Origin of the sequence: Sphingomonas kyeonggiensis, assembly GCF_014196745.1 — a bacterium.
In the GTDB taxonomy this organism is placed as follows: Bacteria; Pseudomonadota; Alphaproteobacteria; order Sphingomonadales; family Sphingomonadaceae; genus Sphingomonas; species Sphingomonas kyeonggiensis.
Window position 1 is genome coordinate 1,086,266 of the sequence record NZ_JACIEH010000001.1, and the last position, 13,882, is coordinate 1,100,147.

At 67.1% G+C, this 13,882-nt stretch carries 14 protein-coding genes; 5 read left to right on the top strand and 9 right to left on the bottom strand.

Annotation, left to right across the window (positions count from 1 at the left end):
* The first annotated feature begins 54 nt into the window (after positions 1 to 54).
* Positions 55 to 1,662 carry a S10 family peptidase gene (locus GGR46_RS05270; protein WP_183995207.1) on the top strand — a complete coding sequence of 536 codons (1,608 nt, stop codon included), beginning with the start codon at positions 55 to 57 and terminating at the stop codon, positions 1,660 to 1,662.
* 21 nt (positions 1,663 to 1,683) lie between these two features.
* Here GGR46_RS05270 and GGR46_RS05275 read toward each other — a convergent pair whose 3' ends face one another.
* On the bottom strand, positions 1,684 to 2,151 hold the full coding sequence (locus GGR46_RS05275) for a group III truncated hemoglobin (protein WP_183995209.1): 468 nt from the start codon (positions 2,149 to 2,151) through the stop codon (positions 1,684 to 1,686).
* Positions 2,152 to 2,274: 123 nt separating this feature from the next.
* Between GGR46_RS05275 and GGR46_RS05280 the strand changes: the two genes are divergently transcribed.
* On the top strand, positions 2,275 to 2,562 hold the full coding sequence (locus GGR46_RS05280) for a GIY-YIG nuclease family protein (protein WP_343058023.1): 288 nt from the start codon (positions 2,275 to 2,277) through the stop codon (positions 2,560 to 2,562).
* 85 nt (positions 2,563 to 2,647) lie between these two features.
* Here the strand turns inward: GGR46_RS05280 and eda are convergent, their stop codons facing one another.
* The 8 genes from eda to GGR46_RS05320 all read right to left on the bottom strand — a co-directional run bounded on the left by eda (position 2,648) and on the right by GGR46_RS05320 (position 10,638).
* Positions 2,648 to 3,238 carry a bifunctional 4-hydroxy-2-oxoglutarate aldolase/2-dehydro-3-deoxy-phosphogluconate aldolase gene (gene eda, locus GGR46_RS05285; RefSeq protein WP_183996773.1) on the bottom strand — a complete coding sequence of 197 codons (591 nt, stop codon included), beginning with the start codon at positions 3,236 to 3,238 and terminating at the stop codon, positions 2,648 to 2,650.
* 14 nt (positions 3,239 to 3,252) lie between these two features.
* Positions 3,253 to 4,221 (bottom strand): glucokinase, encoded by a 969-nt coding sequence (glk, locus tag GGR46_RS05290; RefSeq protein WP_183995213.1) that lies wholly within the window; start codon positions 4,219 to 4,221, stop codon positions 3,253 to 3,255.
* 240 nt (positions 4,222 to 4,461) lie between these two features.
* Positions 4,462 to 6,285, bottom strand: coding sequence for a phosphogluconate dehydratase (gene edd / locus GGR46_RS05295; RefSeq protein WP_183995215.1), 1,824 nt, complete (start codon positions 6,283 to 6,285; stop codon positions 4,462 to 4,464).
* A 61-nt stretch (positions 6,286 to 6,346) separates the two neighbouring features.
* The gene (gene pgl / locus GGR46_RS05300; RefSeq protein WP_183995217.1) at positions 6,347 to 7,054 is read right to left on the bottom strand and encodes a 6-phosphogluconolactonase; all 708 of its coding nucleotides are present in this window, start codon (positions 7,052 to 7,054) and stop codon (positions 6,347 to 6,349) included.
* A 218-nt stretch (positions 7,055 to 7,272) separates the two neighbouring features.
* Entirely contained in the window at positions 7,273 to 8,730 is a 1,458-nt protein-coding gene (gene zwf, locus GGR46_RS05305; RefSeq protein WP_183995219.1) for a glucose-6-phosphate dehydrogenase, read from the bottom strand.
* 303 nt (positions 8,731 to 9,033) lie between these two features.
* The gene (argC, locus tag GGR46_RS05310; protein WP_183995221.1) at positions 9,034 to 9,975 is read right to left on the bottom strand and encodes an N-acetyl-gamma-glutamyl-phosphate reductase; all 942 of its coding nucleotides are present in this window, start codon (positions 9,973 to 9,975) and stop codon (positions 9,034 to 9,036) included.
* Positions 9,972 to 10,142: a hypothetical protein gene (locus GGR46_RS25315; RefSeq protein ID WP_246425902.1), complete on the bottom strand. Its 171-nt coding sequence runs from the start codon at positions 10,140 to 10,142 to the stop codon at positions 9,972 to 9,974. The genes argC and GGR46_RS25315 overlap by 4 nt, the downstream gene beginning before the upstream one ends.
* Before the next feature lie 142 nt (positions 10,143 to 10,284).
* The gene (locus GGR46_RS05320) at positions 10,285 to 10,638 is read right to left on the bottom strand and encodes a MarR family transcriptional regulator (RefSeq protein WP_183996777.1); all 354 of its coding nucleotides are present in this window, start codon (positions 10,636 to 10,638) and stop codon (positions 10,285 to 10,287) included.
* Between the two features lie 206 nt (positions 10,639 to 10,844).
* On the opposite strand from GGR46_RS05320, the gene secG reads away from it, so the two are divergent.
* The 3 genes from secG to GGR46_RS05335 all read left to right on the top strand — a co-directional run bounded on the left by secG (position 10,845) and on the right by GGR46_RS05335 (position 13,880).
* Positions 10,845 to 11,237, top strand: a complete 393-nt coding sequence (gene secG / locus GGR46_RS05325) for a preprotein translocase subunit SecG (RefSeq protein ID WP_183995223.1) — start codon at positions 10,845 to 10,847, stop codon at positions 11,235 to 11,237.
* Positions 11,238 to 11,343: 106 nt separating this feature from the next.
* Complete coding sequence (gene pyrG, locus GGR46_RS05330) at positions 11,344 to 12,978, top strand: CTP synthase (protein ID WP_183995225.1); 1,635 nt, start codon at positions 11,344 to 11,346, stop codon at positions 12,976 to 12,978.
* A 338-nt stretch (positions 12,979 to 13,316) separates the two neighbouring features.
* On the top strand, positions 13,317 to 13,880 hold the full coding sequence (locus GGR46_RS05335) for a hypothetical protein (protein WP_183995227.1): 564 nt from the start codon (positions 13,317 to 13,319) through the stop codon (positions 13,878 to 13,880).
* Positions 13,881 to 13,882 lie beyond the last annotated feature (2 nt).

Genomic DNA, 13,882 nt, shown 5'->3' on the forward strand with positions numbered 1-13,882 from the left:
CATCGCGGCATGTAACATTGTTGCGTCATCGCCACGAAACGGGGGAATTTCCGCATGCATCGCCTTGCTCTCACCAGCCTTTTGCTCGCCACCACCGCGCCGGCCTGGGCGCAGGACAAGGCCGAGCAACCGGCGGCGAAGGGGCAGGGCTATCGCGAGCAGATGAAGGCGGAGGTCGAGGCGGCCTGGGCGCGTCCGCCGGTAGAGGAAGCCAGCGCGGTCAGCCATGGCAGCGTGACGGTCGAGGGCCAGAGCATCGCCTATACCGCCACCGCGGGCACGCTCACCATCCGCGACGACGAGGGCAAGCCGACCGCCTCCTATTTCTACACCGCCTATACCCGAGATGGGGCGAAGGGGCCGCGCCCGGTCACCTTCTTCTACAATGGCGGGCCCGGCTCGCCGACGATCTGGCTGCACATGGGCAGCTTCGCGCCGGTGCGCGTGACGACGGCCAATCCCGAATATATCCGTCCCGCGCCCTATGGCTTCGGCCCCAATCCCCATTCGCTGATCGACAAGACCGACATGGTGTTCGTCGACGCGATCGGCGCCGGCTGGTCGCGGCCGCTCGGCGACAAGACGGGCAAGGATTTCTGGGGCGTCGACCAGGACGCCGACGGCTTCGCCCGCGCGATCCTGCGCTACACCAGCAAGTTCAACCGCTGGGCCTCGCCGAAATTCCTGTTCGGCGAGAGCTATGGCACGCTGCGCAACCCGGTGGTCGCTGCCAAGCTCGAAGCAGCGGGGCTCAGCCTCAACGGCATGGTCCAGTTCTCGACGATCATGAACTATGGCGTGCGCCAGCCGGGCTACGACCAGAATTACCTCACCCTGTTCCCGACCATGGCGGCGACCGCCTGGTACCATAACCGGCTGCAGAACCGTCCGGCGGACCTGCGCGTCTTCCTCGACGAGGTCCGCGCCTTCACCAGCGGCGCCTATGCCGCGGCGCTGGCCAAGGGTTCGACGATCTCGCCCGAGGAAAAGGCCGCGGTGGCGGCGAAGATGGCCGCCTATACCGGCATCAGCGAAGCCTATATCCTGCGCGCCGACCTGCGCCTCACCCTGCCGCGCTTCCAGACCGAGCTGCTGCGCGACCGCCGCGTGGCGGTGGGGCGGCTCGATTCGCGCTATCTGCTGACCGTCACCGACGCCAATGCCGACAGCCCCGAGGACGATCCCGCATCGACCGCGGTGTCGGGCGCCTTCGTCGCGACGTTTCAGGATTATGCGACCCGCGTACTCGGCTACAAGACCGACATGCCCTATCGCATGACCGCGCGGGGGCCGGGCTTCGACTGGGACTGGAAGCACCGCGCGCCGGGCGACGGCACCCATCTGGCGCCCGACAGCGCCGTCGACCTCGCCTATACGATGCGCACCAATCCCTATCTGAAGGTGCTGTTCATCAACGGCTATTATGATTTCGCCACGCCCTTTTACGGCGCGGAATTCGACGTCAACCACATGCTGCTCGACCAGCAGCTCCAGAAGAACATCCGCTTCACCTATTATGACGCCGGGCACATGGTGTATCTGAATCCGGCCACGATGCCCGAGATGCACCGCGATCTCTCGACCTGGTATGACGATGCGCTGCGTGCCGCGGCCTCGAGCACGCCGCCGGCGCGTCCGGAAGCGAAGGCGGGCAAGAACTGAGGCGTCGCGGCGGCTGCGGCGTCAGGCGAAGCCGTCGCCGGGCCGCAGCCCCATCTGCCCGTGGTTGTGGATCGAGATCCCGTTGAGGAAGCTGTTGGCGATCATCCGGGCGCGTTCATGCACATGCTCGGCGGCATCCCCGCCGCCGATTTCCGCCAGCGTCGCGGCGAACAGGTCCAGCCAGCGCGCGAACATCGGCTTGTCGAGGCCCGGAATGCCGAGATGGACCGGCATCGGTCGCCCCAGATACTCGCCGCTGCTGAACAGGATCGAGCGCCAAAAGCGCTTCATCTGGTCGAGATGCGGGCTCCAGTCCTTGATGCGTCCGGCGAACACCGGGCCGAGCAGCGGATCGGCCTGGATCCGGGCATAGAAGCGATCGACCAGCTCGGAGACGAACGCATCGTCGATCCCCATCTCGGCGGCCTGGCGCCTTTTCTCCTCGCGCATGGCCAGGGCGTGGGGGGAGGGCGTGCCGGTCTTTTCCATGGTGGCGATGTGGGGTGGAGGGAGCGGGATGGAAATGGGACATTCGGTCCCAGGATGGCAGCCCGTTCTGATGTATATCGTCATCCCGGCGAAAGCCGGGATCTCAGGCGAGGGAGGGGAACGGTGGCCGGCTGGACCTACATCATGACCAACAAGCCGCGCGGCATTCCCTATGTCGGGGTAGCTGCAAACCTTGCTCAACGCGTGCAACAGCACCGCGAGGGCAAAGGCTCCAAATTCTGCGCACGGTACAACCTCAAAATTCTCGTGCTCGCCGAGCACCACGACACGATCGACGACGCGATCCGCCGGGAGAAGATGCTCAAGCAATGGAAGCGCGAGTGGAAAATCGAGCTGATCGAGCGCTCCAATTCCGAATGGCGTGACCTCTTCTACGACATTCGGGAATAGAGCCGCCCGAGATCCCGGCTTTCGCCGGGATGACGATATTTATTGCAGGGCCGTCACCCCCGGCGAAAGCCGGGGCCTCAGGCGATCAGCCCTTCAGCGAGGCCGCTTCGCGGGCCAGCGTCTCGACCTGCTCGTAGCTCGCGCCCTTGGGCGTGACCCAGGAGCCGCCGACGCAGAGGATCGGATCGAAGGCCAGCCATTCCGGCGCGGTCGCGGCCGAGATGCCGCCGGTCGGGCAGAACTTGCACTGGTAGAAGGGGGCGGCGAGCGCCTTCAGCGCCTTGAGGCCGCCCGAGGTCTCGGCCGGGAAGAACTTGAAATGGGTCAGCCCGAGGTCGAGGCCGCGCATGATGTCGCCGGCATTGGCGACGCCCGGCAGATAGGGCACGCCGCTGCGGGTGATCGCATCGCCCAGGCGATCGGTCAGGCCCGGCGAGACGATGAACTCGGCATCCGCCTTCATCACCTGCTCGAACTGTTCGGTGTTGACCACCGTGCCGGCGCCGACGATCGCGCCTTCGACCTTCTTCATCTCGGCGATTGCTTCCAGCGCTGCGCCGGTGCGCAAGGTCACTTCGAGCACGCGCAGGCCGCCCTTCACCAGCGCCTCCGCCAGCGGACGGGCCGTGGCGGCGTCTTCGATCACGAGCACCGGGATCACCGGCGCGGTCTGCATGATGGCTTCGATATTCAAAGGGCGTGCTCCTGCGCGAATGCCGCGGCGGCGCCGTACAGGCCCGGCTGCGGGTGCGTGATGAGCTTCACCGGAATGGAGGACATCAGACCCTGGAACCGGCCCTTGGCGACGAACCGCTGGCCGAAGCCCGACTGCAACAGATGGTCCTTCAAGCGCAACCCCAGACCGCCTGCAATCACCACGCCCTTGGGCCCGTGGCACAGCGCCAGATCGCCGGCGACCGCGCCGAGGCTCAGGCAGAAGCGGTCGAGCGCGGCCACCGCCACCTCGTCCTTGCCTTCCAGCGCCAGGCTCCAGATCGCCTTGTCGTCGAGCCGGTGGACCGGCTTGCCCTCGAGCTCGGCCAGCGTCTCGTAGAGCGAGACGATCGCGGGACCTGCCACCACGCGTTCTTTGGAGACGCGGGTATAGGTCTTGCGCAGCCGCTTCACGAGCGCGTCCTCGATCGGGTCGAGCGGGGCGAAGTCGCTATGCCCGCCCTCCGTGGCGATCACATCATATCCGGCGCGGTGGCGGAACACCTGGGCCACGCCCAGGCCGGTGCCCGGGCCGCACACGGTGATCGCGCCCTTGTCGGGCAGCGCCTCGTCCGGGCCGCACAGGTGGAGGAAATGCTCCGGGCCCATCTGCGCCACGGCGTGGCCGATCGCCTCGAAGTCGTTGACCACCGTCCAGGTGTCGGCGCCCAGCCGATCGGGGATCAGCGCGGGGCGGATGATCCAGGGATTGTTGGTGAGCTTGATGATGTCGCCGCCGACCGGCGAGGCCACCGCGAGTGCCGCCGCCTTGGGCAGCGGCCGGCCGAGTTCCTCGCCATAGGCCTGCCAGGCGAGCTGCAGGCTGGGATGCTCGGCGACCTTCTGGGTCATCGGCTCGCTGATCGAGACGACGCGGCCTTCCGCTACTTCGGCAACGGCAAAGCGGGCATGCGTGCCCCCGATATCGACCGCGACGACTTCCATTGGGCTCCTGATCCTCTCGTCCGCCTGGGCCTGTCAACGTTGCCAGACCCGGCCGCGCCCTTCTTCCCGTGTGCGGCGCAGAAGTAAAGGATAACCGTCAGCCGGGGGCAGCCGCCGACACGCCAAAACCCGTCATCCCGACGCCCAACACGTCATCCCGACGAAAGTCGGGATCTCGTGCGGCTCCTTCCCAGCACCATCGCCTGAGATCCCGACTTTCGTCGGGATGACGGTTGAAGGTCAGAGCCCGGCTTCCGCCAGCATCGCCGAGGCGCCCTTTTCGGCTTCGTCGCAGTGGTTGCGCAGCATCGCGAACAGCTCGCGGCCGGTGCCGATCGCCGGCGGCGGGGCGGCGGCGTGCTCGCGGGCGTCCCATTCCGCCGCATCGACCAGCGCGGTCAGCTCGCCGCTCTCGGCGCAGACCCGCACCATGTCGCCGTCGCGCAGCTTGCCGATCGGGCCGCCGCCCAGCGCCTCCGGGCTCAAGTGGATCGCGCACGGCACCTTGCCGCTCGCGCCCGACATGCGCCCATCGGTCACCAGCGCGACCTTGAATCCGCGATTCTGCAGCACGCCCAGCGGCGGGGTCAGCTTGTGCAGCTCGGGCATGCCGTTGGCCTTGGGACCCTGGAAGCGGACCACGACGATCACGTCGCGCTCCAGCTCGCCGGCCTTGAACGCTTCCTGCACCTCGAGCTGGTCGGAGAACACGCGGCACGGCGCCTCGATCGTCCAGCGCTCGCGCTCCACCGCCGAGACCTTGATGCAGGCGCGGCCCAGATTGCCCTTGAGGATTCGGAAGCCGCCCTCGCTCGAGAAGGGATTGTCAGCGGTGCGCACGATCGTGTCGTCGCCGCTCTGGGCGCCATGCTCGGTCCAGACCAGCGTGTCGCCGGCCATCTCGGGCTTGCGGCCATAATCGGCCATGCCGCCCTTGCCGACGGTCAGCGTGTCGCCGTGCATCAGCCCGGCGTTCAGCAGCTCGCGGATCACGAAGCTCGGCCCGCCGGCGTCCTCGAAGCCGTTCACGTCCGCCGAGCCGTTCGGATAGACGCGCGTGAGCAGCGGCACGATGCGCGAGAGCCGGTCGAAATCGTCCCAGTCGATCGTGATCCCCGCCGCGCGCGCGAACGCCGGCACGTGGATCAGGTGGTTGGTCGAGCCGCCGGTCGCCAGCAGCACGATCGCCGCGTTCACGATCGACTTTTCATCCACCACATGGCCGATCGGGCGATAATCGTCGCCGTTCCAGCCGATCTCCGCCAAGCGGTGCACGGCGGCGCGGGTCAGCTCCTGGCGCAGCTTGGTACCCGGATTGGCGAAGGCCGCGCCCGGCATGTGCAGACCCATCGCCTCCATCATCATCTGGTTCGAATTGGCGGTGCCGTAGAAGGTGCAGGTGCCCTTCGAGTGGTACGCCGCGATCTCGGCGTCGAGCAGTTCGTCACGGCTCACCTTGCCCTCGGCGTAGAGCTCGCGGATCTTGGCCTTTTCCTTGTTGGCCAGGCCCGAGCGCATCGGCCCGCCGGGGACCAGCACCATCGGCAGGTGACCGAAACGCAGCGCGCCCATCACCAGGCCCGGCACGATCTTGTCGCAGATGCCGAGCAGCGCCGCGCCCTCGAAGGTGCGGTGGGAGAGGGCGACTGCGGTGGACAGCGCGATCGTGTCGCGGCTGAACAGCGACAGCTCCATGCCCTGATAGCCCTGCGTCACGCCGTCGCACATCGCCGGCACGCCGCCCGCCACCTGCGCGGTGGCGCCAGCCTCGTGCGCCCAGATCTTCATCTGCTCGGGATAGCGGTAATAGACCGCATGCGCCGAGAGCAGGTCGTTGTACGCCGTGACGATGCCGATGTTCATCGATCGGCCGGCCTTCATCTGCTCGCGCTGCTCGTCGGTGCCGGCATAGGCATGGGCGAGGTTGGCGCAGCCGAGCTTGGGCCGGTCGTTCCCCGATTCGCGCTCGGCGTCGATCAGCGCGAGATAGGCGCGGCGCCGGGCCTTGGAGCGCTCGATCACCCGATCGGTGACGGCGGCGATTTCGGCGTGAAGCTGGGTCATATACTCATTCCATTGGCACTAACTGCAGTCGCTGTTCCCCGGCCTGTGCCGGGGATCGGCTTCAGGCCGCCCAGTGGATGTCCACCGGCAGCTCGACATCGGCGAGCACGCGGCCGACCGGGTAGCTCGACGACGCGCCCTGCTCGATCGCGGCTTCCAGCACTTCCTTCTTCGCCTCGCCGGTGATCGCGATCATCAGCGCGCGGGCCGAGACGATGGCGGCGCGGCTCAGCGTCACGCGGGCGACCGGCGCCTCGGGCGGCAGCGGATCGGGCATCACGCCCAGCGCGCGGCGCTCCTTGGGGCCGTTCAGCGCTTCGTCGAAATCGGGGCCCGGGAAGATCGAGGCGCAATGCCCGTCGCCGCCCACGCCGAGCAGGCAGAGGTCGAGCGGCCAATGGACGTCCTGGAGCAGCGCATCGGCCGAGCGGCCCGCGGCCTTGTAGTCCGGCGCCTTGTCCGAGACGAGCGGGAGCACGCGCGCACCCTTGGGGATGAAGATCTTGCCGATCGCGGTGACGTTCGACAGCGGATCGCCCAGCGGCACGATGCGATCGTCGCCCGGGATGATCGTCACGCGCTTCCAGTCGATCTTGGCCTTGGCCAGCTTCTCGTAGATCGGCAGCGGGGTCTTGCCGCCCGCCAGCGCGATCACCGCGGCGCCGCGCGCATCGATCGCGCTCTCGATGATGAAGCCGATATCGCCGGCGACGGCCTCGGCCATCTCGTCGGCGCCCTCATAGTCCCACCATTCGATTTCGGTCGTCATGTTCGCTCCTTGGGTCTCTCAGGTGGGTATCTATCAACGGTTTCAAAGCGGCGTAGGTTCTAAAATCCTCCCCCAGCCTGTCTGGGGGAGGGGGACCGCCGCCGAAGGCGGTCGTGGAGGGGCGCGCCGGGCACCGGCGCGTTGCGCCGGCCCCTCCACCACGACGCTGCGCGTCGCGATCCCCCTCCCCGAGACGAGCTCGGGGAGGAATTGGGCGGTCACTCGTTCCACGTCACCCCGTCGCGCTCGGTCAGCGCGATCGCGGCGCTCGGGCCCCAGCTGCCCGAGGCATAGGGCTTGGGCTTCACCGCGGCCGTCTTCCAGCCTTCGCGGATCGCGTCGATCCATGCCCATTGCGCCTCGACCTCGTCGCGGCGGACGAACAGCGTCGGGTCGCCCTCGATCAGGTCGAGGAACAGCCGCTCATAGGCGATGCGGCGGCGGCTGCCGGCGAACTCGTGCTCGAGGCTCAGGTTCAGCGGCACTTCCTTCAGGTGGATGCCGTCACGGTCGAGGCCCGGCTCCTTCGCCATCACCAGCAGCTGGATATATTCCTCGGGCTGCAGGCGGATCACCAGCACGTTGGGCTTCAGCGCGCCGCCGCGATCCTCGAAGATCGAGTGGGGCACCGGCTTGAAGGTGATCACGATCTCGCTGCGGCGCTCGGCCAGGCGCTTGCCGGTGCGCAGGTAGAAGGGCACGCCGTGCCAGCGCCAATTGTCGACATGCGCCTTGATCGCGACGAAGGTCTCGGTGTCCGAGGGCTTTTCCAGGTCGGTGTCGTACGATCGCACGATCTCGCCCTTCACCGCGCCACCGCCATATTGGCCGGTCACGGTCAGGTTCGGCACGTCGTTGCCGGCGATCGGGCGGAGCGAGCGCAGCACCTTCACCTTCTCGTCGCGCACCGAAGTACCGTCGAAGCGGGCGGGGGGCTCCATCGCGATCAGCGCGAGCAGCTGGAGCATGTGGTTCTGCACCATGTCGCGCAGCGCGCCGACATCGTTGTAATAGCCTGCGCGGCCTTCCAGGCCCACCGTCTCGGAGACGGTGATCTGGACATGCTCGATGCCCTGCGCGTTCCACACCGGCTCGAACAGCGAATTGCCGAAGCGCAGCGCCAGGATGTTCTGCACCGTCTCCTTGCCGAGATAATGGTCGATCCGGAAGGTGCGGTCCTCCGGGAAGGCCTCGGCGACGATGTCGTTGACGACGCGGCTCGAGGCGAGGTCGACGCCCAGCGGCTTCTCCAGCCCGATGCGGACATTGTCGCCGGTCAGCCCCGCCGATTCGAGGCCCTTGATGGTCGGCCCGAACAGCGAAGGCGCGGTCGACAGGAAGATCGCCAGCCCCTTCGAGATGTCGCCCAGCTTCTCGGCCAGCGCGGCGAAGCCGTCGGTCTTCGACGCATCGAGCCGCTGGTAGAAGACGCGCTCCAGGAAGCTTCCGACAGCGCTGTCATCCTTGCGGTCGGCCGGAACGAAATGATCGAGCGCCTGGCGGGCGAATTCGCGGAAGCCCGCGTCGTCATATTCCGAGCGCGCGGTGCAGGTGATGGTCAGGCCTTCGGGAAGCAGTCCGTCGGCGTGCAGGCCATAGAGCGAAGGGAGCAACATCCGCTGGGAAAGGTCGCCGGTGGCGCCGAACAGGAGCAGTTTGCCCGCGGATTGTCGCATGCTTTGCCTCGCTATCATCGTTTCGGCCCGCGAGACACCAATGGCGCGCAAAGATCAAGGCCGGCCGGCCGGTTCTGGTCAGGGTAACCGGTAGCAATCTGCCATCCGTGGCCTGTCGATTATCCGTCATCCCGTCCATTATCCGTCATCCCGGCGAAAGCCGGGATCTCGTGCGGCTCTTGTCCCGCGCCTTCGCCTGAGATCCCGGCTTTCGCCGGGATGACGGTTGGGGGGGGCTTACGCTCCAACGAAAAAGGCCGGACCCGAAGGCCCGGCCTTTTCGAACCCGCAGGCAGCCAGGCGCTACAGCACCAGCCCTGCCGTCTGCTCGAACCCCGCCATGATGTTGAGGTTCTGCACCGCGGCGCCGGCGGCGCCCTTGCCGAGATTGTCGAGCGTCGCCACCAGCCGTGCCTGGCCGGTCTCGGCATTGCCGAACACCCGGAGCGACAACCGGTCGGTGCCCGCATCCTCCTCGATGCTCACCGTCGGGACGTCGCCCGGCAGCACGCGGACCAGCGGCGAATCCTTGTACGCCTCGCGCAATGCGTTCTCGATCGCCTCCAGCGAGGGCCGGCGGGTGAAGGCGTGGAGGGGCAGGGGCACCTCGACCAGCATCCCGCGATAGGTCCGCACCACCGCCGGCTGGAAGATCGGCGGATGCACGATGCGAGCGTGCTTGGTCATCTCCGGCACGTGCTTGTGCGCCAGGCTGAGCCCGTAATTGCGGAATGCCGTCTCGGTATAGCCCTCGGCGCCCTGGTCCTCGAACTCGGCGATCATCGACTTGCCGCCGCCCGAATAGCCCGAGACCGCGTTGACGCTCAGCGGATATTCGTGCGGCACCAGGCCGGCGCGAATCAGCGGGCGGACCAGTGCCAGGAAACCGGTCGGGTAGCAGCCGGGGTTGGAGACACGCGCCGACTCGGCGATCTGCGCCGCCTGGCCGGGCTCCAGCTCGGGGAAGCCATAGGTCCAGCCATCGGCCACGCGGTGCGCGGTCGAGGCGTCGATCACGCGGACCTTGGCCGCCTTGATCATGTCGACCGCATCGCGCGCGGCGTCATCGGGCAGGCACAGGATCACGAAGTCCGCCGAGTTCAGCGCGTCCTCGCGCTTGGCCGGATCCTTGCGGTCCTTGTCGTCCAGGATGATCTGCTCGATCCCGTCGCGGCCATCCAGCCGCTCGCGAATCTCCAGGCCCGTGGTGCCCACGGCGCCGTCGATGAATACGCGAATCGTCATGCCGCGGGGCGCTCCAGGATCGAGGCGGGGACATAGCCGACCAGATTCTTGCCCGGGGCGACGCCCCAGGCATGGTCGCCGGCCAGTTCGAGCACTTCGAAAATGTCGCCGCCCGCAAGCTGGGCGAGCGTTTCCGAATCGGATTTGGAGCTGGCGCGCAGGGGCACGGCTGAGGATATCATGCGGAGCATAGGCGCCGCATAATGGGGTGCGAACACGCGATCCGCCAGACGTACGTCTGCCAGGTCACGACGAACCGCATCGACCCTGGGATCGATGGGAACCGAACGGCCCTTCAGCGAGAAACGCTTACGCGCTGGCCCTGCGGGCGACTGGTTCGGCGATGTGCCCCCCAGCGAGGAAATGCCCGAATTCTGCAAGAAACTCTGCCCCTTCCGCGGTCTTGGCGACGAAGATGTTCCGCTTGTCGGTGTCGTCGCGCTGGCGGCGCAGATAGCCGAGCGTGCCCAGTCTATTCAAGGCACGCGTGACGACGGGCTTCGATACGTTCAAAGCCCGGGCCAATCCGCGCACGGTATGGGGGCCGGGTTCCAGATAGACGAGCATCAGCAAGGCCATCTGCCGGTTGGTCAGGTCCGGTTCTCCCGATCGCACATAGTCGATCAGCGTGTTCTTCCACGAAGAAAGCGAGCTGTCGGTCATTGCGTTCACGGCATCTTACTCTGTTGTTGTGCCCCCGATACGCCAGGGCCAAACCTCATAACGCGCGTGAACCGATCCGGTTTCAGTCCGGATGCGAAATGTTACAGCTTTGTTGAGCATCTGCGACGGGAAGGGGTTTCCCAACGGTTGATCGAAGCCGGCGGCTCCCCTATGTGCCGCCTTTCTCCAAGAGGTTCGCGCATTTCATGTTCACCTTCCTGCTCATCGTCCAGGCATTCATCGCCGCGGGTCTCGTCGGCGTGATTCTCCTGCAGAAGTCGGAGGGCGGCGGCCTTACCTCGAGCGGCAGCCCGTCGGGCCTGATGTCGGCGCGCAGCGCGGCGGACTTCCTGACGCGCACCACCGCGATCCTCGCCACCGCGTTCATCGCCATGTCGATCCTGCTCGCCTTCCTGGCCGCGAATCGCCACGGCGCGACGATCGACGCCTCGCTCCAGCGCGCCACGCCGGCCGCTGCGCCCCAGGCGCTGCCGACCACCGCCCCTCCGGGCGGCGCGGTGCCCTTCGCACCGGGCAACTCGACTGCCCCGGCGGCTCCGGCCGCGCAGGGCAACAGCGCGGTTCCGCTGGCCCAGTAAATCCGCCGGTTCCGGCCTGGTCCGGAGCTGTCCACATAAATTTGTGCCCGGTTGCGTGATTCGCACGCTTCCGGCGCGCGTCCATTCACGTTAGGCGTTTTCTCCCATGGCGCGGTATATCTTCATCACCGGCGGCGTGGTCTCCTCGCTGGGCAAGGGTCTCATGGCAGCGAGCCTCGCGGCTCTGCTCCAGGCGCGTGGCTATCGGGTCCGCATCCGCAAGTTCGATCCCTATCTCAACGTCGACCCCGGCACGATGTCGCCGCACCAGCATGGTGAGGTCTATGTGACCGACGACGGGGCGGAGACCGATCTCGATCTCGGCCATTACGAGCGCTTCACCGGCGTCGCCTCGCGCCAGAGCGACAACATCACCTCGGGCCGGATCTACAAGACGATCATCGAGCGCGAGCGCCGTGGCGACTATCTCGGCGCCACCGTCCAGGTGATCCCGCACGTGACCGACGCTATCAAGGCGTTCGCCCAGGCGGACACCGAGGATCTCGACTTCGTGCTGTGCGAGATCGGCGGCACCGTCGGCGACATCGAGTCGCTGCCCTTCGTCGAGGCGATTCGCCAGCTGCGCAACGATCTCGGCCGCAACCAGTCGGTCAGCGTCCACCTCACTCTGGTGCCCTACATCGCTGCCGCCGGCGAGCTGAAGACCAAGCCCACCCAGCACAGCGTGCGCGAGCTCGCCTCGCTCGGCGTCCATGCCGACGTCATCGTCTGCCGCAGCGAGAAGCCGCTGCCGGCGAGCGACCGCGCCAAGATCGCGCTGTTCTGCAACGTGCCCGCCTCGTCGGTCATTCCCGCGCTCGACGCGAAGACCATCTACGGCGTGCCGCTCCAGTATCATGCCGAGGGTCTCGACGTCGAAGTGCTCAAGGCGTTCGGCATCGATGTCGACAGCGCGCCCGATCTCACCCGCTGGGAAGAGATCGAGGACCGCGTCCTCAATCCCGAGGGCGAAGTCACGATCGGCGTGGTCGGCAAGTACATGGGCGTGCCCGACGCCTACAAGTCGCTCACCGAGGCGCTCACCCATGGCGGCATCGCCAACCGGGTGAAGGTAAACATCCGCTGGCTCGACGCCGAGCTGTTCGAGCATGGCGACGAGGCGGAGATCACCGCGGTGCTCGAGCCGATGCACGGCATCCTCGTCCCCGGCGGCTTCGGCGAGCGCGGCAGCGAGGGCAAGATCGCCGGCGTGAAGTTCGCCCGCGAGCGCAACGTGCCGTTCTTCGGCATCTGCCTCGGCATGCAGATGGCCTGCATCGAGGGCGTCCGCGCCGGCGGCATCACCGACGCCTCGACCACCGAATTCGGCCCGACCGAGGAACCGGTGGTCGGCATGATTACCGAATGGATGACCAGCGAGGGCCTGCAGAAGCGCGAGGAAGGCGGCGACATGGGCGGCACGATGCGCCTCGGCGCCTATACCGCGAAGCTCGGCGGCAACTCGGTCGTCTCGTCGATCTACGGCTCGGACGAGATCAGCGAGCGCCATCGCCATCGCTACGAAGTGAACACCGCCTACAAGCCGGTGCTTGAGCAGGGCGGCCTGGTCTTTTCGGGCATGTCGCCTGACGGCTCGCTGCCCGAGATCGTCGAGCGGCCCGACCATCCCTGGTTCGTCGGCGTGCAGTTCCACCCGGAACTCAAGTCCAAGCCCTTCGAGCCGCACCCGCTGTTCGCCAGCTTCATCGAAGCGGCGGTGCGCCAGTCGCGGCTGGTCTGAGCGGTACCGATCGGGAAACGGAAAGGCCGGGCTCGCTGCCCGGCCTTTTTCGTTCGCGCAGAGGCGCGGAGGGCGCAGGGAAGTCTCGCGCAACCAAAGCCGCAATGCGAGCGCCGTAGCCCTACAGCCGTCATCCCGGCGAAAGCCTGGATCTCAGGCGATGGCGCGGGGAAGGAGCCGCACGAGATCCCGGCTTTCGCCGGGATGACGGCTTTTCTCCGCGCCTCCGCGCCTCCGCGCCTCTGCGCGAACAAATCTCTTCTTCGTGGCGTCGTCGCGCGAACCATTTGCACCACCGAACCCCCGCAGGCTAACAGCCGGGAGGGGGACAATACCGCATGTCGGATTTCGAGTTCATCTTCGCGCTGTTCGGCCTGCTGCTCGGCCTGTCGCTCGCCGAGGTACTCGGCGGGTTGGCCAAGGCGATCGAGGCGCGCCTGCGCCCGGGCTCGACGATCCGCATCGGCTGGCTGACCCCGCTGCTCGGCGCCTTCGTGATCCTCGACCTGCTGTCCTTCTGGCAGGCCGCCTGGGTGGTGCGCGATGTCGTGCTGGTCTCGGGCAAGGCGCTGATGGCGATCACCGTCTTCGCCAGCGCCTATTATCTCGCCGCGCACCTCGTCTTCCCGCGCGAGGTGGGCGAGCAGCCCGATTTCGACGCGCATTTCTTCCGCGTCCGCCGCGTCGTCATCGGCGTGATGCTGGTGCTGCTGCTCAGCCAGCTCGCCTTCTACGCCAGCATCCCCACGATCGCCCCGCACCTGCTGCGCCCGCTGGCACTCGGCCTGACGGTGATCCTCGCGCTGCTGATGACCGCCGCGATGTTCGTCCGCGGCACGCTCTGGCCAAGGGTGGTGATGATCGCCCTCGTCGCGCGCTATGTGGTCGTCTACCTTCTCTAGCC